We start from the raw sequence: 25945 nt of genomic DNA, 5'->3' as shown, positions 1-25945 counted from the left end.
CCTTCCTCAGCGCTGGAGTGAAGCGGCGCATCACCGGCACCCAGCGGGCATGCTGGTCAACCGGGATGGCAAGATGACGTTCTCTTTCTAACTACAGGTGATCGCGCCCTCACCTGGTGTGCCGCCAAACGGGTCCAGTCCTTCCCCCTCCGACGCGTCGGCCATGAGGGGGCGCCTCCGCGGCTTGTTGTCAGGCTCGGCGTCCGCTGCTCATGGCGTCCTCTGTCGTCGCGGGCTCGTTGGTGCAGCAGACGTCGGCGGTGTCGAGTGCCGCGCTCTTGCCCATCTGGTCGGCGTCGCCCTTGACGACGTAGACCTCCCAGGGCTCCTTGCCGGGGCCGTGGACCCAGACCTTGTCCTGGAGGGCGTAGCAGCAGGAGGTGTCGTTCTCCTCGAAGGTGGCGAGCCCCGCGTCCTTCAGGCGGTCGGTGGCGGCGGTGACCTGGTCGGTGGACGTCACCTCGACGCCGAGGTGATCCAGCCGCGTCTCCTGCTCCGCCTCGCCCTCGATCAGGACGAGCTTCAGCGGCGGCTCGGTGATCGCGAAGTTGGCGTATCCGGGGCGGCGCTTGGCGGGCTCCACGCCGAAGAGCTTGGAGTAGAACGCCACCGAAGCGTCGAGGTCGGGCACGTTCAGGGCGAGCTGCACACGAGACATGACGAGGACTCCCATCGGGTTGTATCGATGCTCTTCGATGCAACATTGCGCCTTGGATCGAAAAACGTCAACATAGAAGAATGTCGAAACAAGAGCTTGCGGTGCTCGGCCAGGACGCCGACGGCTGCTGCCCGGGACTGCTCACCGCTCCCCTGGACGAGGCACAGTCCATCGAGCTGGCGAAGGTATTCAAGGCGCTGGGCGATCCGATCCGGCTGCGGCTGCTGTCGATGATCGCTTCCCGGGCCGGGGGCGAGGTGTGCGTATGTGACCTCACTCCCGCCTTCGATCTGTCGCAGCCGACGATCTCCCATCATCTGAAGCTGCTGCGGCAGGCCGGGCTGATCGACTGCGAGCGCCGTGGCACCTGGGTCTACTACTGGCTGCTGCCGGAGATGACCGACCGGCTCGCCGGGATCCTCACCCGCCCCGCCGGGCAGCTTCTGCCCGAGCCCGCTGGAACGGCGGGGGACGCCTGATGGCCGCCGACGCCGTGCCGGCGTCCTCGGCCGCTCCGGTCGCCGCGCGTCTGTCGTTCGTGGATCGCTTCCTCGCGGTGTGGATCCTGCTGGCGATGGCGGCCGGCCTCGGCCTGGGGCGGCTCGTTCCCGGCCTGGGCGACGCCCTGGCGAAGGTGACCGTCACCGGCGTCTCGCTGCCCATCGCGCTGGGCCTGCTGGTGATGATGTATCCGGTGCTGGCCAAGGTCCGCTACGACCGCCTCGACACCGTCACCGGGGATCGGCGCCTGCTGGTCTCCTCGCTCGTGCTGAACTGGGTCCTGGGCCCGGCGGTCATGTTCGCGCTCGCCTGGCTCCTCCTGCCGGACCTGCCGGAGTACCGGACGGGCCTGATCATCGTCGGACTGGCCCGCTGTATCGCCATGGTCCTCATCTGGAACGACCTGGCCTGCGGCGACCGCGAAGCCGCCGCCGTCCTCGTCGCCCTGAACTCCGTCTTCCAGGTGATCGCCTTCTCCGCGCTCGGCTGGTTCTACCTCACCGTGCTGCCCGGCCGGCTCGGCCTGGAACAGACCGGTCTCGATATCGGCGTGTGGGAGATCGCCCGCAGCGTGCTGATCTTCCTCGGCATCCCCCTGGTAGCCGGGTTCCTCACCCGGCGCCTCGGCGAGAGGGCCAAGGGCCGGACCTGGTACGAGACCAAGTTCACCCCGCGCATCGGCCCGTTCGCCCTGTACGGGCTGCTGTTCACGATCGTCGTCCTGTTCGCCCTCCAGGGCGACGCGATCACCTCACAGCCGATGGACGTGGCGCGGATCGCGCTGCCGCTGCTGGTCTACTTCGCCGTGATGTGGGCTGGGTCCATGGCACTGGGCAAGGCCGTGGGACTGGACTATCCGCGCTCAACGACACTGGCGTTCACCGCCGCGGGCAACAACTTCGAACTCGCCATCGCCGTCGCCATCGCGACGTTCGGCGCCTCCTCCGGGCAGGCCCTGGCCGGAGTCGTCGGCCCGCTCATCGAGGTTCCCGTGCTGATCGGCCTCGTCTACGTGGCACTGGCCGCGCGCCGCCACTTCCCCCAGCCCACCGCCATGACCGCCGAGCACGCGTCCGCCCAGGAAGGTTCCGCCCGTGTCTGACCCCAAGCCCTCGCCGAAGCCGTCCGTGCTGTTCGTCTGTGTCCACAACGCGGGCCGCTCCCAGATGGCCGCCGCCTTCCTCACCCACCTCGCGGGCAACCGCGTCGAAGTCCGCTCCGCCGGTTCGGCACCGGCCGAGCACGTCAACCCCGCCGTGGTGGAAGCCATGGCGGAAGTCGGCATCGACATCGCGGCAGAGATCCCGAAGGTGCTGACCGCCGAAGCCGTGCAAGCCTCGGACGTGGTCATCACCATGGGCTGCGGCGACGCCTGCCCCTACTTCCCCGGCAAGACCTACCTCGACTGGAAGCTCGACGATCCGGCCGGGCAGGGTGTTGCGGCGATACGGCCCATCCGCGACGAGATCCGGGCTCGCATTCAGGGCCTCGTCGGTGAACTCACTGCCGGAGGCCGTGGGTGACCCGCCCCAGGTCCCGTACGCCTCCATCGGCCAGCCTGGCCAGGAGTCCGTGCCGGGGCTGTTGCCGTACCCGCCGCGGTGCCCGCCGCCGCCCGCCGGCTTGCCGTCGTTCTGTGCGCCGGGAGCGCCCTCCATGCCCACCGCGATGTGCGGGGCCTCGCCGCGGCCGAGGTCGGCCGACGACGCCGAGGCCGCCTTCCTCGCGCGAGGCGATCAGGCCGGGGCGTGCCCGACTGGCCCGTCTGCCGGGACCTCGTCAGGCGCGACGGGTGTGCCGCGGGAGGCAGCGATGGCCAGACAGACCCGATCACGCGTCATCGGCATCGTGCCGAGCCGAACCCCGGTGGCGTCCCGCACCGCGTTGGCCAAGGCGGCAGCGACCGGGAGGAAGGGGCTCTCGCTCATCGACTTGGCGCCCAGGGGACCGAGGGCGTCGGCGGTGTCGGCGAAGTACACCTCCGTCCGCGGCACATCGGCGAACTCCGGGATGTGGTACTCGCGGAAAGTCGCCGTGGTGACGTGGCCCTCCTCGTCCATCACCAACGACTCGTACATGGCCGCGCCCAGGGCCTGCGCGACACCGCCCTCGATCTGTCCACGGCACTGCATCGGATTGACGACCCGGCCGGCGTCGCCCGCTTGGACGCTCCGCAGGATCCTGATCTCACCGGTACCGGTATGGACCGCGACCCGGAAGCCCTGGACGTTGAAGGCGACCGAACGCGGGGAGCCCTCGCAGGTGCCGGTCGCGCGCAGCTCCCGGCCGGCGGCCCGGGCCGTCGCCCCGAGCTCGGCGAGCGGGATTCGCACACCGCCGCAGCACACCTGGTCCTCGTCGAGCTCACCGGCTGACCGCTCGCCGCCCACGTGGTCGGCAGCGGCGGCGATGATGCTCTCACGCAGTGACTCCGCGGCACGGGCGGACGCCAGGCCCGCGACCACCGTCCCGGTCGAGCCGAACCCTCCGGTGTCGTAGCCGACCTGGTCCGTATCGCCCTGCGCAATCAGAATCCGGTCGGGACTGGTGTGGAGCACGCTCGCGGCGAGCTGCTGGTGCACGGTCGTCGTGCCGGTGCCGAATTCGACGGTGCCGACGGCCAGTTGGTAGCGGCCGTCCGGCAGCAGTCCGATCCGCGCCTCGGCTCGATGCCCGTGGGGCGGACTTGTAATCATCATCGCCAGTGCCGTCCCTTGCCCGACGAGCCATTCCTCGCCCGGCGGCGGCTGAACGTCGTTGCCGCGGCGCAATGCCGTGTCGACGAGGGTCAGGCACTGGTCGAGGCCGTAGCTGCCGATCTCGACGTCATCCGGCTCGGTGCTGAAGCTCACCATGGCGTCGCCCGGCCGGATCACGTTACGTTCCCGGAAGGCGATCGGGTCCATGCCGAGCGCGCGGGCGAGTTCATCCATCGCCGACTCGACGGCGAAGATCGTCTGGCTGAGCCCGTACCCGCGGAAGGCGCCGGAGGGCATGTGGTTGGTGTACACGGCGTACCCTTCGACCTTCTTGTTCGCACAGCGGTAGACGGCGATCGACTCGTTGCACGAGCGGGACACGGTGCAGGCGTGGTTGCCGTACGCCCCGGTGTCGGAGACGACCCGCAACTGCACGGCCGTGAGCGTGCCGTCGCGCCGTGCGGCCACTTTGACGCGGACGCTGACCGGATGGCGGGTGACGGTCGCGGTGAACTCCTCCTCCCGCGTGAACTCCAGCTTCACGGGGCGCCCGGTGCGCAGCGCGGCCAGCGCGACGACGTCCTCGGTGAGCATCTCCTGCTTGGCCCCGAAGCCGCCGCCGACCCGGCCGCACACCACCCGTACCTTCTCCGTGGGCAGGTCGAGGAGGGTGCACAGTGCCCTCCTGGTGAGGAACGGCACCTGGCTGCTCGTCCGTACGGTGAGGCAGCCGGCCTCGTCCAGCCAGGCGATCGAGGCGTGGGTCTCCAGGTGCGCGTGTTGGATGCGTTGGGTGACGTAGGTGCGCTCGCGCACCACATCTGCCTCCGCGAAGGCCGCCTCCACATCGCCGATGTCACCGTGCACCTGATCGGCGATGTTGCGTTTCGCGTGCGCGATGTACTGTTCGGCTCCCTTGTCGCCGTGGAGCACGGGGGCGCCCGGCGCCATCGCCTCCTCGGGGTCGAACACGCTCGGCAGCAGGTCGTAGGTGACGGCCAGCCTGCGGCAGCCCTCCTCCGCGGCTGCCACGGTGTCGGCCACGACGGCCGCGACCCGCTGGCCGGCGAACCGGACGACGTCGTCGAAGAGCCGTGTGTCGGCGGGATCGCCCTTGGGGTCCTCATGCCGCCCTGTCGAGTACAGCCGTGGCGGTGAGTCCTCGTGGGTGAGAACAGTGTGCACACCGGGAACGGCACGCGCGGCGCTCGTGTCGATCGCCGTGATCCGCGCGTGCGCGTGCGGGGAGCGCAACAGCTTCACATGCAGCAGGCCATCGACGGGGATGTCCAGGGTGTAACGGGCCGTTCCCGTCACTACCTGCCGGCCGGCGGGCGTCGGCAGGTTCCGCCCGAACGGCTCCCCTCCCGGATCCTGCTCCACTTGTACGATCCCGTGGACGGCGTCCTCGATCGAGCGGTAGCCAGTGCACCGGCAGAGGTTTCCCTTCAGCGCCCTGGGGAGATCCCGCATCTGGGCGGGGTCGAGAGCGGCCACCGTCGTGATCATGCCCGCTGTGCAGAAGCCGCACTGGAAGCCCTGGGCGGACAGGAAGTCACGCTGGACCGGATGGAGATCCCCGGCGCGGGCGAGTCCTTCCACCGTGGTGACCCGATGGCCGGCCGCGCGAAACGCGGGATAGAGGCAGCTATGCACAGGCCGCCCGTCGACGTGCACGGTGCACGTGCCGCAGTCGCCCGCGTCACAGCCATTCTTCACCCCGAACCAGCCGAGATCCCGCAGGTAGCTCCGCAAACACTGCCCGGGCCGCGCTGGTTCGCTGAAGATCTCACCGTTCACCTCGATCTTCATCGGCCTCGCCCCTCCCCGAGTGATGACAGTTCTGACCGAATCTCCTCGGCGAACCGGAGAGTCATGTGGCGCCGCCACGCCGGTGCTCCGTGCACGTCGCGGTGGTAGAGATCCGGCGGGATCGCCTGGTCGAGGGCGGTGTGAAGCTCGCCCGGCCCGGGTACCCCGGGGAAAGCCAGCCGGACCGGACGCACGGTCGATGCGGTCACTGTCAGCACGAACGCACCGTCGTCGGGTGACCGCCTGCCGATGACCAGTGCGGCGGACCGGCCCTGCGGGGTCGGCGAGATCCGACGGAAGGCCGTGTGGCAGCGCAGCGCGGACGCCGGCAAAGTGATCGAGCGCAGCAGCTCGCCGGGTCTGAGTACGTTGCGCCGCGGACCAGTGACGAAGTCGGCGGCCGTGACCTGCCGGCCGCCGCCTTCGCGCGTCCAGATGGTGCAGACGCCGTCGAGAGACGCCGTGAGCGAGATCATCGCGCCGGCAGGCAGTGACAGGCAGAGGTTGCCGCCCACGGTCGCCTCGTTCCAGACCTTGAACGACGACAGCAGCGCCTGACGGCACTGGTCCAGGAGCGGGGTCGCAGTCCACTCCGCGGGTGTCGGGATTTCGACGAGCCGCGCCAGCGTGCACGTCGCGGCGATCTCCAGCCCATCGGCGTCGGCCTTGAACGGTGCCCAGCCGAAACCTCTCACGTCGATGAGGCGGCGCAATTCCGGTTGCGGCTCGGAGAACAGCCATGTGCCGCCGGCCAGCCAGGCGTCGCCCGCCTGCCACACCGACTGCTCGGCACGGGTAGGTGCCTCGACGACCGCCTCGATGGTGTTCAGATCCATTCGGAACCCCAGGGCGCGGGGAAAGGATGTTCAGTACGGATGCCGTTGAGCTTGTCCGTGCACGCCACCCCAACGTGAGGTGCATCTGCTCGACGGTGATGCTCCGCGCGCTGCGCATGCTGAGGGCATCACCGAACCCCTTGTCCTCGTGCCATTCTAGTCGCGGCCTGGAGTAGAGGGCTCGATCCGCGAGGGCGTCGATCCGCGAGGGCGTCGATCCGCGAGGGCGTCGATCCGCGAGGGCGTCGGTCCGCGACCAGTAGATGGCACGTATACACATCGGACAAAATGCGCCACTGGTGCAGGAGAACCGACCCACATTCACCGAATGCCGTGTTTGCCGGCCGGTGAGATGCGCGTTCGCAGTGGCCGGTGCAAGGAGCTGAAAAACAGGCCCGCGCCCGTCTGAGCAAGATCAACCGGATGCGCCGACCAGCCTCACGGACACGATGGCGATGGCTTCGCCGCCACCTCGAACCACACCGTTTTTCCCCGGCCGCTGGGCGAATTGCCCCAGCGGTCCGCCAGCGCGTCCACGATGAGCAACCCGCGGCCGCTCTCCGCAAGATCGCCGTCCTGTAGGGGCGAGGTGTCCGGCCGCGCCGGGTGCACGTCACTGTCCCGCACCTCGACACGCACGCAGCCCGAGTATCCGCGCACACACACATACACGTCGGTGGCGGCATGAATCAGCGCATTGGTGACCACCTCGGATACGAGTAGCTCCATCTTTTCGGCTATATGGCCCATCTCCCACTCGTGCAGCCAGTCATGCACGGCAAAACGAGCGCGATGAGCACCTCGCAAATCATTCTGCGTGATTTCGAGCTGACGAATGCGCGCATACGCAGGAGGGCCCTCGAATTGCAGCAGCAGCAGCGCTGCGTCATCGGTCATGCGATTACTGCGGCGGCGGATCAGCTCGTCCGCCAGAGTTTCCAACTCGTCGGCACCGGAGGATTTTATCGCGACCTCCATGATGTCCGACTGGGTTTCCTCCGGATTGATCACTCCATCGGTGTGGAGGGCCAGCAGTGTGCCCGGCTCCAAAATGGCCTCGGTCACCATGTATGAGCTATCGGGGTCGACTCCCAGCGGTACACCTATGTCCAGGTCGGAATTGGAATTCCAATAGCGACCCGCAGGATTACGGATTATAGGCGGTTGATGTCCGGCGGTTGCGAGCTGGGCGAGGCCGGTATCCAAGTCGATTTGCATGCATGCGCATGTGCACATCAAATGACTGCTCTCCCAGAGAAAGCGGTTTATCCGCCCCAGGATGGCGCCGGGGTGGTGGCCCTCGGTGGCATAGGCTCGCGCGGCCGCGCGGAGCTGGCCCATCACCACAGCCGCCTGAATGTCGTGCCCCTGGACGTCACCGACCAGCGCGGTGACGCTGTGCTGATCAGGTAGCGTCACCAGGTCATACCAGTCGCCGCCCAGGTCGATCCCGCCGGTCGGCACGTATCTGGACGTGCTGCGGATTCCTGCACACTGCGGCAGCACCCGCGGCAAAAGGGTCCTCTGAAGCTGCTGTGCGAGGGCGTGTCGGGCGCCGTCCGCCGCCGTGCGTTCCAGTGCCTGTCCCAGCAGCGTGGCCAGCGCGGGCGGAGCGGTCTTCGAGATGCCTGGCTGCTCGCTGCCGATCGAGCAGGTGCCCACCACGACCCCGCTTCCTCCTAGGAGCGGCAGCACCACCCAGGCGTAATCGTCACGGTCCCCTGCCCCCACCCGGCCGCGGGTCAGTGCCGCTCCCGGTGCATAGGTCAGTTGCCGTCTGTGCGCCACCGCCCTCGCCTCGGGCGTTGAAGCGCTGATGAGCAATTGCCCTTCCAGCTCCCGCAGGAACAAGCGCGAGCAACCCTCGGCAGCGGCGATGACGAGCCGGTCACCCTTTACCTGGGTCACCGCCATCGCGTCCGCGTCCACCGCGGACATCACCCGCGCGCAGGCCAACGCGGCAGCTTCCCGGCCGTCCGACACGTGGTTGAGCTGCACGGCGAGCCGATGCAGGTGATAGACGAGCGGCGCGTTGTCAATGGCCGCCGCTCCTTGGCCCTCAGCCAGCCCCGACTCCGCGGCGTGTACCCGTGGCACGGCCGGAGGAGTCATGGGCACCCGCTGGGCAGCTAGCCGCTCCAGCTCGCGCCCCAGCCTGCCGGACACCTCCGTGAGCTGCCGCCTCTCCTCTGCCGTCGGCTCTCTGGGGCCATTGATCCAAAACGCGGTCATCACCCCTACCCCGCCGACGGGGGCCGAAAATGCGGTAAAAGGAAACGGCACGGAAATCGCCTCCTCGGGATGCTCTCCCAGGAAATCGATCGAATACGCCGTCGCCGTACCACCGGACCGATAAGCGGCCGCCGTCGCATATACCGGATCATCTGTCGCTATATGCTCAATAGGTCCCACTCCGAGGGGACTGACCACCACTGCCGTGGCTATCAGCATCGATTTCGGTGGTTCCGGGCGCACAAGATACACCGTCGCCGCCGAAGCTCTCAGCGCATGTACGACATCCTGTGCCGCGGCGGCGAGCAGCCTATCCCGTACCTCCACACCCATAGGTGTCTCCAGGGAGCCCATGAGTCCTCCCAGTCAAGCCCGCTTCACCACAAACAGTACGCCCACATCACGTCCTGGTCCTCGGCCTCAAGTTCCCCCGCTGATCTGGACGGCCTTACTGGGACGGATGAGTCCCGGAGGAAGCTGTCCAGGTAGTGAGTAGCAAGAAGAAGATGAGCAAGCGGTACTCGGTGGAGTTCACGCGTGTGCCGTCGAACCGGCCCTGGGAATGAGGAGGAAGTGAACTGCTTCCCGGACCCGTGATACCGGTCTGGGACAAGCCCTTCAGGAGGGGACGGCGGCCGAGGCCGAGCGTGCCCTGCGCGCCCTGGATATCGACCATCTGAGCACGGCCACCGCCCGGGCTTCCGGTACACCGACGTGTACGAGGCCAAGAGCCGCCTGATCGAGCCGGTCATCGAGCGGCACGAGACCGATGTCCGCCGGCCGTCCGGCGCTGGGCATGCTCGATGCGGCCGAGGCCCTGGCCCTCGGCGTGCTCGAGGGCCTGGATGCCTGCGAGGGTGACTAGGTGTGCTGTCCGGGGACGTTGGTGACGGGCGACGCGCCGTGAGGGGTGCTTGAACGGGGCGAGGGCCTCTGGTTTCGGTGTGGATTGCGACATCTACCACCGGCACGCAGGAGGCCCTCGTTGATCCACCGTATCGCCCCGCTGCCCCCGACCGGCAGGCTGCGTCTGGCCCGGTGCGTCGTGGACGACGGCTGGCCGCTGCGCCGGGCCGCTGAACGCTTCCAGGTCAGCCACACCACCGCCGCCCGCTGGGCACACCGCTACCGCCACCACGGGGCAGCAGGCATGAGCGACCGCTCCAGCCGCCCCCACCACTCACCACGCCGGACACCCGCCCTCCTGGAGGATCAGGTCCTACGGATGCGCCGCGAACACCACATCGGCCCACTGTGCCTGGCCGCCCGCACCTCCGTCGCCGCCTCCACCGCCCACCGCATCCTCCAACGCCACGGCCAGCCACCACTTGTCACGCTGGACCGGGCACCGGCGAACCCATCCGCCGCTACGAGCGCTCCCGGCCGGGCGAACTGGTCCACATCGATGTGAAGAAGCTCGGCCGTATCCCCGACGGCGGTGGCGGTGACAGGCGTGCGGCAGGACCAGTGCAAGCACGTGCGGCCCGAACAGCCACCCCCACCCCGCAGGGAGAAGCGGGAGCAGATGGGAGGTGGTGCCGGATGAAGCACCGCCGCAAGCCAGCCGCCGTGCGGGCCGGGCTGCTCGCCTTCCGTGCTGTCCGGCTGGGCCTGCTGCTCAGCGCTATCCCGCTGCTGCTGGCGCTCGCGGTCTACCTCTGCATCGCAGGCACGCCGGACCCATAGACCGGGTGGGCCGCCGGCGGCCCGGGGATCCCCCGCCCCGGGTTTGGCTTCGCCGCTGGCGGCCCATCCTCCAGACACCCTGCGGCCGGTGCAGCCGGGACAGCCGCCGACCGCAGGGCAGGGACTCCGGCCCCCGAGATGGGGATCGCGAGGGCCGGAGTCCCCACACAGAGAAGCCCCCGCCCCGGGCGCGCGCTTGGACGGCCAGCGACCGGGACGAGGACCGTGCACCACCCGACAGAGAGGCAGGCACATGGCCGAACGTACGGCATTACTGGACGACACACAGCGACAAGGCGTCGTCCAGACCGTCATGGACACCAACCCCGACATGACGGCCGAGATGGCGGGCCGCATCGTCGACGAGGCGGCCAAGTACGTGCTCACCGCTGCGGAGTTCCCGCAGGCGGCAATGGCACCGTCACGGGTCGTCGATGAGGGCTGGCATGCGCTCATCCTCCACACCCGCCTGTACAAGGCCCTGTGCGCGCGGCGGGGGAACTACGTCGAGCACACCCCGGGGTACGACCCGGAGAACTACGACCCGGCGATCCTCACGCGCACTCAGGCGATGATGCGGGAGGCGGGGTTCACCCCTGATGAGGAGTTGTGGACGGCGCCGGATAAGCCGCTCGCGGCTGTGGCGGCGAAGTGCCAGCACGGGAAGGACGACGGCCCGATCATCATCCAGCCGAAGCCCAAGCCCAGCGGAGGATGACCAGCGTAGGCTGCGGGCCGGAAGGAGGAGGCATCTGATGGAGTGGATCAACCCGAAGTATGCGGACCTGGTGAAGGCCATGCGGCAGGCCCAGGCGGACGCCTCCCGGCAGGACCCGCCCGACTTCCGGCCTGTCCGGGGATTCATCGCCCCTGAGACCGGAACCGCTGGCCCGCTGCCTCGCTGAGTCCCTTCCCTGCCCGCGCGCCGCTTCCGTGGAGCACGGGCAGGGACGGGATCTTCCGCCGCTGTTCGACGGCATGTAACAGGTACCCACTGGTAGACGCTGTCCGAGTCGGCATCTAATTGGGCAATGCACGGATCGGCAAGGCTCAGGGATCACACTCGTGGAACAGGCGGAAAGACGGCACATCGAGCGCCCTCGCCAACCTGGCGATCTGGTCGATGGACGTCGGGTACCGGCCGTTCTCGATTCGGCTGATGGTCTTGTTGTCGAGCCCGGTGAGGGCGCCCAACTGCATCTGTGTCAGCTTCCGCTCATGGCGCAGGGCGCGGAGCCGCTGCCCAACGGCCCAGCGGTGTTGCTGAATCCAGGGCGGAAGATCGTCGGGCACCTTCCTGCGCTCGGGCGATCACACGCGGAAGTCTTTACCGCATGTGGTAAATCGCAGACTGAACCCCGCGCCACAGCCCTCACGGACGCGCGGGGTTCACAGGAGCGGCGCAGTGGCGGCGTACAGGAATCCGCCTCATTGCGCCGTTAGACACCAAGGTTCCGCCAAGGCGTCCCGCCCCGGGGGTGAACAACCCTCGGGGCGGTTACGTTTCTACGTATAGGCGCCCCCGCCGACAAACCCGGCGGGGGCGCTCTCCCGTGGCGTGAACCTCCCCGTCCACTGCCCACGGGTCTGCTGAGGCAGGAATCGGTGGCGCTGGATCGGGAGCAGCGCCGCCCCTCGGGGGCTTACTTTACGAACTCGGTACCCCTGTCGCACAGGGTTACACCTCGTTGCATGCCATGATCCTTTGGGGATGTGGCATCTATGTGGCATCCGGCCATGAAGGAGGCCCCCCGTTCGAACGAACGAGGGGCCTTGCGGCTCTCTGACCTGCTGCGCAGGTGGTGCCCCCGGCAGGGCACCACGCAGAAGGATGACCCCACTGACCTGCGGAATTTGGTCGGCAGGCTGGTGATCAAGGGCAGCTTCGAACCCGTGTCGTGGGGCGGAGCGGGTCGATGAATGGCGAGAGGTCGACACACGCCGGTAGCCGGGCGGGGGCTGCTTTCGAGCGAGCGGTCACGCTTCGGGCGGTGACGCTGATCATGGCGGCGGTGGTGGGGCTGACGTTCTTGTTCGGCTTCGGCAATGTATGGACCCTCGCGTTGCGGTTGGGTGTGCCGTCGTGGGTGGCACCCCTTGTGGCCCCGGCGGTAGATCTTTCTGTGCTGGGTTTGCTGCTGGGTACCCGCTATCTCGCGCTGCAGGGTGCGAGCCGGGAGCAGCTCCGGCCAGCGCGTCGGTTGCTGGTCTTTTCCAGTCTGATGACCTTGGCGCTTAACGTGACGGATCCGCTGCTGGCCGGTCAGAACGGCAAAGCTGCTTTCGACGCGGTGGGGCCTTTGCTGTTGATCGGTTGGGCAGAGGTGGGTCCGGGGCTTCTGCAGGCCATCAGTCGTGCCGAGGGTGAGGTGTCATCTGAGTTTGAGAGAGCAGAAGCCCCCACGAGCCCCGCAGAACGCGCTGCGGCGATGATGGAGCAGGACCGCATCAACGTCGACCTCGTTCCGTCTCTGGACGAGGATGATCAGCGAAGCCAGCTCGGTGCTGATGGGGACGACCTTCTGAAGCGCGCGCTGGCAGAAGACGCGTGGCATTGGGAGACGTATCAACGGCCGATCTCGGCTGAGACGCTACGGAAGCGCCTGCACATCGGGGCAGCCAGATCCCGGATGCTGGTGTCCATGGTGCGCTCGGCAAGGGCTGATTATCTGTCGATGGGGGCACGGTCTGTCGAGTCTGGTCGTGTCTTCTCGGTCTCGCCGTCAGATTGACGGTGCGGGCGAAGAGGGCTGGTGCGTCGAGCACGTTTGAGGTGGCGGTTCCGTATCGCGCGAGGTGTGGTCTATGTCACCTAGGCTGAGCCAGGTGATTGTCCTGAATGTGGGCTCATGTCCCTTTGTGGCTGCCTGGACTGGTGTGCGAGGCGATGTCTACTCTCGCGTTCACGATTCCATCGAGAATTGTTCATAACTGAGCAAGGTCTGGGGAGGCCTTGTGGGGGGAGTCTGCTATGCCTTTGGGCATTCGGCGGTGTACGCGCGTGTCCGGGGTGGCGTTGGTTACCTCGGTCATCTTGGGAGCGCTCCCGCACGCTGGTGTACAGGGCGCCGACGTGCGCACCGCGCCGGTGACCAAGGACGCGCGCGGTGTGAAGAGCGCGGTGAGCGAGAAGCTGGCGCGGGCGGCTGCTGAGCGTGAGGGCAAGCCGGTGGAGATCGCCTCACTGCGGGGTGAGAGCAGCGAGGTGTTCGCCACTCCTGACGGGAAGTTGGAGGCCAGAGAGCATCTGCGCCCCGTTCGAGCGCGCGTGGATGGTGAATGGAAGGCCATCGACACCGCGCTGGTGAAGACCGGCGAGGGGATGGTTGCGCCGAACGCGACGACGGTGGACTTGAAGTTTTCCGGTGGCGGGAGCGTGCCGCTGGTGCGCATGACGAAGGCGGGGCGTGAGCTGGCTCTGTCCTGGCCGACGGACCTGCCGACCCCGCGATTACAGGGGGACACGGCTACCTATCCGGACGTCCTGCCGGATGTGGACTTGCGCATGGGCGCCCAGGAGGATGGCTTCACCCAGCTGTTGGTGGTGAAGTCCGCCGAGGCCGCGGCCAGTAAGGAACTGGCGGAGTTACGGCTGAAGCTGGACGCGGGCGGCCTGGACGTCCAGGAAACCGGCACCGGCGGAGTCGCGGCGAACGACAAGGGCGCGGGCGGCGCGGTGTTCGAAGCGCCTCAGCCAGTGATGTGGGACTCAAGCCCCGGCCCCGGCGCACAGGAGACCGTCGGCGCACGGGCAAAGGCCGCTGACGTATCCGAAGCCGACGATGGGGAAGAGCCGGCCGCGGGCGAGTCGGGGAAGTTGGCCCCGGTGGGGGTGGAGGTGCCGGCGGCGCAGGATGAGTTGGTGCTGAAGCCGGATGCTGATGTGCTGAAGGGCGAGGGTACGGTGTATCCGGTCTTCATTGACCCTCAGTGGTACTCGCCGAAGGCGTCGGCGTGGACGATGGCGTCGAAGTACTGGGCGTCGTCACCGCAGTGGAAGTTCAACGGTGACTCAGACGGCGGCATGGGGTACTGCGGCTGGAATTACTGCCAGCCGCAGGACACCAAGCGCCTCTTCTACCGGATCCCGACGTCGCGGTTCGCGGGCAAGTCGGTGCTGTCGGCGGAGTTCGTGGTGCGGAACACATGGTCCGCCTCGTGTGACGCGCGAGGCGTGCAGCTGTGGCGCACCAAGGGGATCTCCTCCTCGACGACGTGGAACTCGCAGAACGCGGACGGCTTTTGGATCGATCATCTCAAGACGGAGTCGTTCGCCTACGGCTACGACGGCTGTGCGGCAAAGGACGCGGAGTTCTCCGTGAGATCTGCCGTACAGGAGGCCGCGGACAAGAAGTGGTCGACGATGACGTTCGGCCTACAAGCCTCCAGCGAGAGCGACCGGTACGGGTGGAAGCGGTTCTCGGATGACGCGTATCTGCGGGTGAAGTACAACCGTCCGCCCACACAGGTCAGGATGTCGCAGCTGACCATGGAGTACGGAGGCACCTGCAAGAAGCCGGGAGACACGGCTCGAGTACGCACCCTGGGCAAGGTCTACGCCAACAACATCACAGACCCGGACCGCGACAGTGTTGCGGTGCAGTTCCAGGCGAAGTGGGACGCGGGCGACGGCAAGGGGCTGATCGCGCGGTGGAAACCCGCGTTGACCTCGTCGAAGCGGTCGGGTTCGGACTTCGCGATCGCGTTGCCATCCTCGATTCCGGCGAACAAGACCGTCCATTGGTACGTCCGCTCCTACGACGGTGCGCAGTACTCGCCGTGGTCGTACGCGGGCGGTGCGACGGGGTGCTACTTCGTCTATGACACCTCGGTGCCGAAGGCACCCGCGGTCGCGTCGGGAGAGTATCCGGCGTCGGACCCGGAGGATCCTGAGGATCCGTGGCTGGACGGGGTGGGCCAGTACGGCACGTTCGAACTGGACTCGTCCTCCACGGATGTGACGCGGTACCGCTGGGGTTTCAACGGCGATCCGGTGTCGGCGAACCAGGTGTCCACCTCCGCCGGTGCGGCCAGGTCGGTCAAGGTGCTCCCGGCGAAGCCGGGCCTGAACTTCGTCACCGCCCAGGCCTTCGATGAGGCGGGGAACGGCTCGGAGATCCGCACCTATCAGTTCCGGGTGAAGGCCGGGCAGCCGGAGCGGGCGACGTGGCAACTGGACGAGAAGCCCGGCGCCGCTCAGGCGGAGGGTTCGACGCCGCCTCGTACGCTCGCTCTGCACGGTGGCGCCGCTACCGGGGCGGAGGGTGTTGTGGGCAAGGGGCTGTCGCTGAACGGTACGGACGGCTACGCGTCCACGGACCTGTCCGTGGTCGACGGCACCCGCGGGTTCTCGGTGTCGGCGTGGGTGAAGCTGTCGGAGGTGCCCGACCACGCGGCGATGGTGGCGTCCCAGATCGGCAACCAGACCGCCGGTTTCGAGCTGTACTACTCCGCTTCGTATGACCGGTGGGTGTTCAACACCTTCGCCGACGACGAGCCCGGCGCGACGATCGTGCGGGCGATGGCTGGCACACCGGGCGGGGTGAAGGCTGGGGTGTGGACCCATCTGGTCGGCGCGTACGACGGCGTGGACAGGAAGCTGCAACTGTTCGTCAACGGCAAGCTGGCGGGCACGGCCTCCCACGACATCGACTGGAACGCCCGGCGGGGCTTGCGGATCGGCGCGGGTGCGTCCGGCGGAGATGCGAAGGACTTCTTCCCCGGCACGATCGACGAGACGCAGATCTTCGACAAGCCCGTCGCCCAGGACGAGGTCGACAAGCTCTACGCCCACCAGAGCGTCGGTGACCCCGGACGCCCGGCGGTGGCGGTCTTTCACCTCGATGAGGAAGCCGGTGCCATCGATATCAAGGGCCACGGCGGGGTGATCCCCGCGAAGTACGTGGGCGGCGTCACCACGGGAGTGGCCGGTGTGGCGGGCAAGGCCACTCGGTTCAACGGCACGGACGGATACGCGAAGATCGGCCAGGAGCGCGCTCCCCATGTCAACACCTCGCGCAGCTTCACGGTCTCCGCCTGGGCCAAGCTGGACAAGAAGCCGGACGGCGCTGCGGTCATCACAGCCCAGGCTGGGAGGTACGCCCCGGGCTTTGAGCTGTACTACTCCAAGACCTATGACCGGTGGGCGGTCAACCAGTACTCCGCCGACACCGCCGACGCGACACCGATCCGGGCCATGCAACCAGACGGGACACAGGCGCGCGCGGGGGAGTGGGTGCATCTGCTCGGCGTGCACGACACGGTCGCCAACACCCTCACCCTGTACGTCAACGGGGCCAAGGCCGGATCGACTCAGCTGGCCGGTGCGTTCTATGCGGATCAGTCGATGTACATCGGCGCCGGCTCCTACAGCGGACGGGTAGACAACCACTTCCCGGGCACGATCGACGATGTGCGGCTGTTCGACCGCCCGGTCTCGGCCACCGAGGCGCAGCAACTGTTCAAGCAGCGTGCGCTGGTCAAGGGGCGCTGGACATTCCAGCAGGCGTCCGGTTCGCCACTGACCACACCGGACGCCTCAGCGTCCGGCAACGACATGACTCTCAACGGCGGTGCGCAGATCGGAGCGGGCTGGGTCGACGGTGGCCTCTTGCTCGATGGCGTCAACGACTATGCCGCGACTTCCACGGTGCCGGTGGACACGAGCGCGAGTTTCACGGTGACGGCATGGGCACAAGCCGCGGCCGTACCGAAGAACGGTGTAGCGCTGCTCAGCGCAGCTGGTTCGGCACAGAGCGCGTTCTCGGTGCGGTATGTACCGAGCCCGACTCCGGACACCGATCCGGGCCGGTGGCGGATTTCCATGGCGAACCAGGACAGCAAGGATGCCACGGTCACTCAGGTCGAGAACGGACAGTTCTACAGTCCAGCCGACTGGACACACCTGGCGCTGGTGTACGACGGATTCGCCAAGCAACTCACGTTATATGTGAACGGCGAGTTGGAAGAGATCGCCTGCACGGACGCCGACGGCAACGGCGACGCGGATGACACAGCTTGCGGTGACCGGATGTCGTGGTCGGAGAACGCGCTGTCCTTCAAGGCAACGCAACCGCTGCAACTCGGCCGGGCCAAGAGCGGTACCACCTGGGGGGAGTACTGGCCCGGTGCCGTCTCCGACGTGTGGGCCTTTCAAGGAGCACTCAGCGACGCACAGGTATCGCAGCTCGCGGTCGGTACGCCGGACATGGCCACTGACGTTCCCGGCGGCGACTGACCTTCGCCAAGAGTGGCCGGGTGCTCCGGGACCACCAGGCATTGCGGCTCCCACATACCAGCTTCTGCCTCACCGCGCGGCGTACTTGTCCGGCGGTGCTCACAGTGAGGGATGAAGGACAGGGATGAACGGCAGATCGAGCAGGCGGTTACGGACTCTCCGGCCTCGTGTCGCGTTGGCCTCGGCTGTGATCATGATCGCGGCTCTGTTGCAGGGTGTGGTCCAGCCCGCCGTTGCCGATGACATCGGCAAGGGCCGTCCTAGCCTTCCCAGCGCGGAGAAGCCGGTGCCCGGCACGATTGCCAAGGTCAAACCACGCACCGTCATGAAGGGACCGCCGACCCCCAAGGCCGCCCCTCGTGCCACATGGCCGAAAGCGGCATCAACAGTGGTCACCCTCCCCGCAGCCGGTGCGAAGGCCGGGGCGTCGCCGGTACGGGCCCAGGGCCTGCCCCTTGCACTGGCTGCGGATGCGCAGCGAGGCGCAGAAGCAGCCCCTGGCCATGTCGCGGTCAGCGTGGTGGGACGCAAGGCGGCGCATAACGCGGGCATCGACGGTCTGCTGTTCACTCTGGAGCCGAAGGCAGACGACGAGAAGGCGAAGCAGGCCGGACCGCGCCGGGTCCGAGCCCGCGTCGACTACTCCACATTCGCCGAGGCATACGGTGGCAACTACGCCTCCCGGCTCACCCTGATCGAGCTGCCCGCCTGCGTCCTGACCACCCCTGACCGGCAACAGTGCCGCACAGCCAAGCCTGTTCAAACCGTCAACGACGCTGAGAAGCAGACCCTCACCAGCCCCAAGCTGGCCCTGCGCACGGGCGAACCCACAGTTCTGGCGGCCGTAGCTGAAGAGGACGGGGAGAAGGGCGATTACAAGGCCACTTCCCTCTCACCGTCCGCAGCGTGGAACACCAACCTCAATACCGGGGACTTCACGTGGTCGTACGGCATGTCCGTTCCGGAGGTGCCGGGGGGCCTGTCGCCGACGGTGGGCCTTTCGTACTCTTCGGGTGGTGTCGACGGCCGTACCGCGAACACCAACAACCAGTCGTCCTGGGTGGGCGACGGCTTCGACCTCTGGCCAGGCTTCATCGAGCGCCGCTACAAGCCCTGCGCGGACGACGGAGTGAAGAACGCGGACGGAAGCAAGCCAGGCGACCTGTGCTGGGCCTACGACAACGCCTTCATGTCCTTCAACGGCAAGGGCGGGGAACTGGTACCGAACGGGACCGATTCCTGGAAACTGAAGAGCGACGACGGTACGAAGATCGACCGGCTCCACGGTTCGGACACCAACGTACGCGACAACGGCGCGCGGAATGACGAGTACTGGCGGGTCACCACGCCCGAGGGGACGCGTTACTACTTCGGCTACAACCGACTGCCGGGATGGGCCGACGGCAAGGAAACCACCGACTCCACCTGGACGGCTCCTGTCTTCGGGAACGGCTCCGGCGAACCGTGTCATGGCGCGACGTTCGCCGACTCCTGGTGTCAACAGGCATGGCGATGGAACCTCGACTACGTCGTCGACCCCCATGGGAACGCCATCGCCTATTACTACGACAAGGAGACCAACTCCTACGGCCGGAACCTCAAAGCCAAGGACAACACGCGCTATGTCCGCGGCGGTGGACTGGACCGGATCGAATACGGACTGCGGTCGTCGTCGATGTACGGCGCCAAAGCCTTGGCAAAGGTCGACTTCACCAGCAGCGAGCGCTGCCTGCCCGACGAACAGACGGATTGCGCATCCATCGACAAGGATGCTTTCTATTGGTACGACACTCCTTGGGACCTGAACTGCACAGCGGATGAGGACTGCGACGAGGGCCGCCTCTCTCCGGTGTTCTTCACCCGCAAGCGCCTGACGCAGATCACCACACAGGTCCTTGACTCCGGCACGTACCAGAACGTCGACTCATGGAAAATGGCCCACCGGTGGGGCAAAGCCGACACCGACTACCAGCTGGAGCTCGAGTCCATTCAGCGCACCGGCCACAGCGCTGACCCGGCCATCACGCTGCCGAAGACCACCTTCGCTTACACCCAGATGGCCAACCGACTCGACAAGACCGGCGATGGTTACGCACCCTTCATCAAGGACCGCCTCTCGACCGTCGCCGAGGAATCAGGCGGCCAGATCGACGTCGACTACTCCAAGGAGGCCTGCGACTGGGACGCCGTGCCGACCCCACAGACCAACACCACTCGGTGCTTCCCGCAATACATCGGTGGCAGCACGAGCGACGATCCCGAGCGGCAGTGGTTCAACAAGTACGTGGTCACCTCTGTGACCACCACCGACCGGACCGGGGGCGCACCTGACCAGGTCACCGCCTACGACTACAAGGGCGGTGCCGCCTGGCACTTCGATGATGACGACGGGCTGACCAAGGAGAAGTTCAAGAGCTGGTCACAGTGGCGCGGCTATGGCCAGGTACGGGTGCAGACCGGCGGTCAGGGTGGGGCCGGGGCGATGAAGTCGCAGCAGGATACGTACTTCCTGCGCGGCATGGACGGCGACCGCAAGGACACCAGCGGTGGCACCAAGAGTGCCACCGTCACTCTGGAGGATGGCGAGGGTGACCCGATCACCGACCATCCCTCGGCGGCCGGGTTCACCTACAAGACCGCCAGTTACTCCGGTCCGGGCGGCAAGATCCTGGCCAAGACGGTGAACCGTCCCTGGTACCACGAGACCGCCAAGAAGGTCCGCGACTGGGGCACGGTCACCGCCAACTTCACCGGAACCGCCCACAGCAAAACCTTCACTTCCCTGGACGACGGAGCCGGAGAAAAGTGGCGCACCGTCTCGGGTGCCACCAGCTACGACACCGTCGCCGGCCGCGTCACCCAGGTCGACGACTTCGGCGACAACGACACCGCCACCGACAACACATGCACCCGCACCACCTACGCCACCAACACCGACAAGAACATCCTCACCCTCCCCACACGGGTGGAGACGGTCGCCAAGGCATGTGACGCCACCGTCAGCCGACCGGACGACGTCATCTCCGACACGCGCACGGCCTACGACAGCGGCGCCTACGGCGCGGCCCCGACCAGAGGAGATGCCACCGGGACGGCGGTGCTGAAGAAGTACGACGGCACCACCGCGGTCTACACGGAGTCCGGGTCCTCCTACGACTCGTACGGACGCGCCCTGACCAGCACCGACCTGACGGCCGACATCACCGCCACCGCGGCCGGCGCGCTCCAGAGGACCGCCCGGACCGACGGCCGCACCACCACAACCGCCTACACCCCCGCCACAGGTATCCCCACTACCACGAAGGTGACGTCGCCACCCGCCAAGGCAGGCGACGCGAGCACCGCACAGACAACCACCACCACACGCGATGTGCTGCGCGGCCTGCCCCTGAAACAGACCGACACCAACGACAAAACCACCAGTTACGCCTACGACGCGCTGGGCCGCTCCACCAAGGTGTGGCTGGCGGACCGGCTCACCGGCCAGACCCCCACCTACGAATTCACCTACCGCGTCACCGAGAACCAGCCCGTTGCCGTCGGCACGAAGACACTGGGCAACAATGGCGCGCAGCGCACCTCCTACACCCTCTATGACGGCCTCCTGCGCGAGCGGCAGACACAAGCCCCCGGCCCTGACGGCGGCCGACTGCTCACGGACGTCTTCTATGACGAACGCGGCCTGAAGTCCAAGGACTTCGCCACCTACTACACGGACGGCAAACCGGCCACCACACTCTTCAAGCCCGAAGACGCGCTGAGCGTCGAGACGCAGAACCGCTACACCTACGACGGCCTGGGCCGACAGACCGAGACACGGCAGATCGCCGGAAACGGCGACGGCGGCAGCGTCCTTGGCGTGACCAAGACGATCTACGGCGGCGATCGCACCACTGTCATCCCACCCGTAGGCGGCACCGCCACCACCACCCTCACCGACGCCCGCGGCCAGACCACCGAACTGCGCCAGCACCACCAGCGCACCGCCGACGCCGCCTACGACACCACCACCTACACCTACACACCCCGCGGCGAGCTCAAGAAGGTCACCGACCCCGCCAAGAACAGCTGGACCTACGCCTACGACCTGCTCGGCCGCCTTACCAAAGCCACTGATCCGGACAAAGGCACCAGCACGAGTGTCTACGACGACCGTGGTCAGCTGACCTCCACCACGGACGCACGCGACACCACCCTGGCCTATGTCTACGACGGCCTCGGCCGCCGGACGGAACTTCACAAGGACTCACCCAGCGGTGAGCTGCGGGCGAAGTGGGTGTACGACACCGTCCGCGAAGCCAAGGGATACCTGGCTGAATCCACCCGCTACCAGGGAAGTCAGGCATATACCTCCAAGGTCGTCGCCTACGACCGCCTGTACCGCCCGCTTCGCTCCTCCGTCACCATCCCCGCCTCCGAAGGAGCACTGCAGGGGACCTATCTGTCCACGACCTCCTACAAGGTCTCCGGCCTCGTCGAAGGCACTGGCTACCCCAAGGCCGGAGCGCTGCCGGCAACGACGGTCGTCTTCACCTATGAAGATGAAACCCTGCGCCCCGTCGCGATCGACGGCAGCGAGGGCCTGAAGTCGACCGTCAACTACAGCCTCACCGGCAAACCACTGCAATACGAGTTGTCGGACAACGGCAGCAAGAAGACCTGGACCACCAACACCTATGAGTGGGGCACCCAGCGCCTTGCCACCGCCCGCGTCGACCGGCAGGACGTCGCAGGCGTCGATCAATTCAACAGCCTGCGCTACGACGAAGCAGGCAACGTCCTGTCCGTGTCGGACGTTTCCCGCTCCGGCACCGACAACCAGTGCTTCACCTACGACTACCTGCGGCGCCTGACCGAGGCATGGACCCAAGGCGACACCAACTGCGCCGCCGCCCCGAGCGGCGGCGTGCTGGGCGGTCCGGCCGCGTACTGGCACTCCTACACCTACGACCAGGTCGGCAATCGCCGTACAGAGACTCTCCACGACCCCACAGGCGACGCGAAGAAGGACACCAAGCGCACCTACGGCTACCCCGAGCCGGGTGGTGCCCAGCCGCACACCCTCACCTCCGTCGAGGCGACCGGACCCAACGGCGCCTCACAGGACTCCTTCGGGTACGACAAGGCCGGAAACACCATCACCCGCACTCTCGGCGGCGACACCGGGACGCTGGCATGGGACGTAGAGGGACACCTGGCCAAGGTGACCGAGCCGGTCGAGGGCGGCAGCGACAATGTCACCGAATACCTCTATGACGCCGACGGCAACCGCCTGATAGGCCGCGGCCCCACCGAGACCACCCTCTACCTCGGCAGCACCGAGATCACCCTGCCCAAGGGATCCACCACGCCGAAGGCCACCCGTTACATCGACCTGGGCGGCGGCAACCAGGCCGTCCAGGAAGACGACGGCACCGTCTCCCTCACCCTCGCCGACCACCACGGCACCGCACAACTCGCCGTCGACACCGCCACCCAGAAGCTCACCCAGCGCCGCACCCTGCCGTTCGGCGACGTACGAGGTACCCAGCCCACTGACTGGCCCGGCACCAGGGGCTTCGTCGGCGGAACAGACGACACCAAAACCACCGGCTTCACCCACCTGGGGGCCCGCGAGTACGACCCCACCACCGGGCGATTCCTCTCGGTCGACCCGGTCATGGAGCCGGGCGACACCCAGCAGATGCAGGGGTACGCGTACGCCAACAGCAATCCCCTCACCTTCAGTGACCCGACAGGACTCTGCGAAGACCCCGGGAACGGTCACTGCATGCCGACCAACGGTGGGAACGCAGGCCACGGTGCCCCACCCGAAAACCACTACCCCAGCGGCGGAAGCAGCGGAAGCAGTAGTGCAGGTGCGGCCGCGAGGGCCGACTACCGCTGCGGCTATAACTGCCATAACGGCAAGCTCACCACTGGATACGGCTCACGTGTCGATTACCTGGTTCAGGACCACATAACGAGGCGGGAGAATCTGCCCGACCCCTGGTGGCTCAAGGTAGCAAAAACCAGCTTCAAGGAGCTCAACCCGCTGGCCGCCATAGGAACGTGCTACGCCACGTGGGACCTGGGACCCTGCACCGAGGCTGCCATCGACATGACTGGCTACAACAAGGCCAAACTCTTCGCTCGTGGAGCCAGAAAAGCGGTGGAAGAAGGAGTTGAGGCATGGAGGGGGCGCAATAAGGAACCAGCCAAGGAACCAGCAGGGCGGACATCAGAGACCGGATGCCACAGCTTCGTTCCAGGCACCGGAGTCCTCCTCGCCGACGGCTCCACCAAACCCATCGAGGACATCAAGACCAGTGACAAGGTAAAAGTCACCGACCCCGACACCGGCAAGACCACGACACGCAAAGTCGCCGGCACCATCGTCACCGAAGACGACAAGAACTTCGTCGACCTCACCATCACCAACAGCGCTGGCGAACCTTCAACGGGCCTCATAGCAACCACAACGCACCCCTTCTGGGCCCAGTCCCAGCACGCATGGGTCAAAGCCGGTGACCTCAGGCCGGGGATGACTCTGCGCACCCCGGATGGCCATACCGTCACGGTCAAGCACGCCCGTCACTTCACGCAGCACCAGCGCACCCACGACCTGACCGTCAGCGGCATCCACACGTACTATGTGCTGGCGGGGACTACGCCGATCTTGGTCCATAACTGCAACTGGGATATGACCAAGATTGACGAGAAATACGACAAGCATGTGTTCGGGGATGGGAAGCGTCCCGGTGAAGGCCCCGACATGCCGGAATATCAGCATGAGGTTGATGGGGTCGATGGATTCGATCGATATCAGCAAGATGCATGCACGCTGATGTGTGGACCTAAGAGTCCTAATGTCAGAGAGGTTATTCGCTCTGGGGATGGCGCAATCCTCCGCCTGGATACCTCAACGGGGCGGCTCGGAATCATGCAGAATGGGAAGATAGCAAACTTCTTCCGGCCGGATGATCCGCTGGCTTACATGGAGAATGAAAGTGGCCGATAAGAGTTCGGTGGGACCCTCTGCCGGTTTCGATGAGGAGTTCTCCAGGTTGTTCCTGGATGCAGGTTGGCAAAGGCCCATCAAGCCAGCCGAAGCGCTGAGGCGCTGGGAGGACTTTGCAGAGGACTGCCTTGCCGGCTTCCCGTGGGATGTAGATGACTACAACAACGATCTGACGCTGCGGACCCGGCTCGCCGAGATCCTTCCGGCGCTTGAAGCGGCAGGTCACGGTGCTGCACGACGCCTGTTGGAGAAGATTGAAGCGGCTGATTCGCGAGCGCGAGAGGTTCTGACGTGGGAGTCCTTTCCCGACTTCCCGGAAGATCGATGGTGGCTTCGGAGGGCGCCTGCTTATGCCTCTCGGAAGTTTTGTGCTGATTTTCGCGAGGCGTACGGCATCGAGATAAATTCGAGGTCGCTATTTGACGATGACCTAGACGAGATGATCCGCTTGAACTCGGCAGGTCTGTCAATTCCGGAAGTTTTGATCCATGTCCGAGATGAGGGCCTGTATGTCTCGGCTAGGTCGGGTCTACTTTTTCGCTCCTTTCGAGAGGCATTCCCTGATGCGAGGAGAATGAGGAAGCTTGTCTCCGGCTGGATTTCGGGCGATGTTGGGGACTCGGAACTTCGTTCAGACTTCATTCAGCATTAGGCTCGGTGCGGCTCCCCGATCTCCGTCCATCGGATTGGATGATTACGCGAGGGGCGTTCCCGTGGAATCGAAGGTTCCATGACGAGTAGAGGCCCCGCCAGATTTGTTTGTGGTGGGGCCTCTGGAGCGTCTGACGGCAGTAGTTGACGGCGACGTCAGCGGACGGGGGCTGCACAGAGCGGCGGGTCGTCGTGGGCCTATGACCCGATGAAGAGGGGAATGCTTCAGGGGCAGGGTGATGAAGACCTACTACGGTCCGTTTTCGATCCAGACGACCCAGCGCGCAGCTTCAAGACGATTGGAGGCGATGGATAGATGATGGAAGGCAATCATCGGATGGCTGAATTGATTTCCCGCGCCTCCGACCCTCGTAGTTCCATTTCCTGGGATACGTCAATCTACATCCGAGGCTGGGGGTGAGTGGTGCGCCTGCACGTGCGGAAGGTTGCGGGGAAGCTAGCGAGTCGCCACGTGAGACAGCTTACTCCCCGGTCAGCTGACCGCCTTATGGACATTGTCATCGACAGAGGGCTTGCCCACAAGGGGAACCGTAAATGGCTTGCGGAGCGAAAAGGTGAGTATGGGCGTTGCTATCTGATTCCGGCACTCGATATGCACCTCAAATCCTCGGA

General features: G+C 66.4%; 15 protein-coding genes and 1 pseudogene. 11 read left to right on the top strand and 5 right to left on the bottom strand.

Annotated elements, in window-relative coordinates; translation table 11 throughout:
• Positions 1 to 190: 190 nt before the first annotated feature.
• On the bottom strand, positions 191 to 658 hold the full coding sequence (locus tag ACK1X7_RS21960) for an ArsI/CadI family heavy metal resistance metalloenzyme (protein WP_385144705.1): 468 nt from the start codon (positions 656 to 658) through the stop codon (positions 191 to 193).
• Positions 659 to 738: 80 nt separating this feature from the next.
• Here ACK1X7_RS21960 and ACK1X7_RS21955 point away from each other — a divergent pair, with 80 nt between their 5' ends.
• The 3 genes from ACK1X7_RS21955 to ACK1X7_RS21945 are packed head-to-tail and all read left to right on the top strand — an operon-like array spanning position 739 to position 2682.
• Positions 739 to 1137 (top strand): ArsR/SmtB family transcription factor, encoded by a 399-nt coding sequence (locus ACK1X7_RS21955; protein ID WP_385144703.1) that lies wholly within the window; start codon positions 739 to 741, stop codon positions 1135 to 1137.
• Positions 1137 to 2261, top strand: coding sequence for an ACR3 family arsenite efflux transporter (gene arsB, locus ACK1X7_RS21950; protein ID WP_413115541.1), 1125 nt, complete (start codon positions 1137 to 1139; stop codon positions 2259 to 2261). Before ACK1X7_RS21955 ends, arsB begins: the two co-directional genes overlap by 1 nt.
• Positions 2254 to 2682 (top strand): arsenate reductase ArsC, encoded by a 429-nt coding sequence (locus tag ACK1X7_RS21945; protein ID WP_385144699.1) that lies wholly within the window; start codon positions 2254 to 2256, stop codon positions 2680 to 2682. Before arsB ends, ACK1X7_RS21945 begins: the two co-directional genes overlap by 8 nt.
• Before the next feature lie 213 nt (positions 2683 to 2895).
• Here the strand turns inward: ACK1X7_RS21945 and ACK1X7_RS21940 are convergent, their stop codons facing one another.
• The 3 genes from ACK1X7_RS21940 to ACK1X7_RS21930 all read right to left on the bottom strand — a co-directional run bounded on the left by ACK1X7_RS21940 (position 2896) and on the right by ACK1X7_RS21930 (position 9071).
• On the bottom strand, positions 2896 to 5670 hold the full coding sequence (locus tag ACK1X7_RS21940; protein WP_413115540.1) for a molybdopterin-dependent oxidoreductase: 2775 nt from the start codon (positions 5668 to 5670) through the stop codon (positions 2896 to 2898).
• Positions 5667 to 6506, bottom strand: coding sequence for an FAD binding domain-containing protein (locus ACK1X7_RS21935; protein ID WP_385144695.1), 840 nt, complete (start codon positions 6504 to 6506; stop codon positions 5667 to 5669). The genes ACK1X7_RS21940 and ACK1X7_RS21935 overlap by 4 nt, the downstream gene beginning before the upstream one ends.
• Before the next feature lie 438 nt (positions 6507 to 6944).
• Positions 6945 to 9071, bottom strand: coding sequence for a SpoIIE family protein phosphatase (locus ACK1X7_RS21930; protein ID WP_385144693.1), 2127 nt, complete (start codon positions 9069 to 9071; stop codon positions 6945 to 6947).
• 652 nt (positions 9072 to 9723) lie between these two features.
• Between ACK1X7_RS21930 and ACK1X7_RS21925 the strand changes: the two are divergent.
• The 4 genes and pseudogenes from ACK1X7_RS21925 to ACK1X7_RS21910 all read left to right on the top strand — a co-directional run.
• Positions 9724 to 10181, top strand: a pseudogene (locus ACK1X7_RS21925) (leucine zipper domain-containing protein); the annotation flags it as partial.
• Between the two features lie 99 nt (positions 10182 to 10280).
• Positions 10281 to 10424, top strand: a complete 144-nt coding sequence (locus ACK1X7_RS21920) for a hypothetical protein (protein ID WP_385144728.1) — start codon at positions 10281 to 10283, stop codon at positions 10422 to 10424.
• A 253-nt stretch (positions 10425 to 10677) separates the two neighbouring features.
• The gene (locus tag ACK1X7_RS21915; protein ID WP_390792186.1) at positions 10678 to 11142 is read left to right on the top strand and encodes a glycine-rich domain-containing protein; all 465 of its coding nucleotides are present in this window, start codon (positions 10678 to 10680) and stop codon (positions 11140 to 11142) included.
• Positions 11143 to 11179: 37 nt separating this feature from the next.
• Positions 11180 to 11329, top strand: coding sequence for a hypothetical protein (locus tag ACK1X7_RS21910; protein WP_385144689.1), 150 nt, complete (start codon positions 11180 to 11182; stop codon positions 11327 to 11329).
• Between the two features lie 145 nt (positions 11330 to 11474).
• On the opposite strand, the gene ACK1X7_RS21905 is transcribed toward ACK1X7_RS21910, so the two are convergent.
• The gene (locus ACK1X7_RS21905; protein WP_390792184.1) at positions 11475 to 11717 is read right to left on the bottom strand and encodes a helix-turn-helix domain-containing protein; all 243 of its coding nucleotides are present in this window, start codon (positions 11715 to 11717) and stop codon (positions 11475 to 11477) included.
• A gap of 698 nt (positions 11718 to 12415) precedes the next feature.
• Between ACK1X7_RS21905 and ACK1X7_RS21900 the strand changes: the two genes are divergently transcribed.
• The 4 genes from ACK1X7_RS21900 to ACK1X7_RS21885 all read left to right on the top strand — a co-directional run bounded on the left by ACK1X7_RS21900 (position 12416) and on the right by ACK1X7_RS21885 (position 25313).
• Positions 12416 to 13156 (top strand): SpdA protein, encoded by a 741-nt coding sequence (locus tag ACK1X7_RS21900; protein ID WP_385144687.1) that lies wholly within the window; start codon positions 12416 to 12418, stop codon positions 13154 to 13156.
• A 239-nt stretch (positions 13157 to 13395) separates the two neighbouring features.
• Positions 13396 to 17661: a LamG-like jellyroll fold domain-containing protein gene (locus tag ACK1X7_RS21895; protein ID WP_413115539.1), complete on the top strand. Its 4266-nt coding sequence runs from the start codon at positions 13396 to 13398 to the stop codon at positions 17659 to 17661.
• 193 nt (positions 17662 to 17854) lie between these two features.
• Complete coding sequence (locus ACK1X7_RS21890) at positions 17855 to 24661, top strand: polymorphic toxin-type HINT domain-containing protein (RefSeq protein ID WP_413115538.1); 6807 nt, start codon at positions 17855 to 17857, stop codon at positions 24659 to 24661.
• A complete protein-coding gene (locus tag ACK1X7_RS21885; RefSeq protein ID WP_385144679.1) occupies positions 24651 to 25313 on the top strand; it encodes a hypothetical protein in 663 nt (220 codons plus the stop codon). Before ACK1X7_RS21890 ends, ACK1X7_RS21885 begins: the two co-directional genes overlap by 11 nt.
• The last annotated feature ends 632 nt before the right edge of the window (positions 25314 to 25945 follow it).

Origin of the sequence: Streptomyces sp. CY-1 (genome assembly GCF_047218265.1) — a bacterium.
In the GTDB taxonomy this organism is placed as follows: domain Bacteria; phylum Actinomycetota; class Actinomycetes; order Streptomycetales; family Streptomycetaceae; genus Streptomyces; species Streptomyces niphimycinicus.
This window is presented reverse-complemented; position numbering and strand designations above follow the sequence as displayed.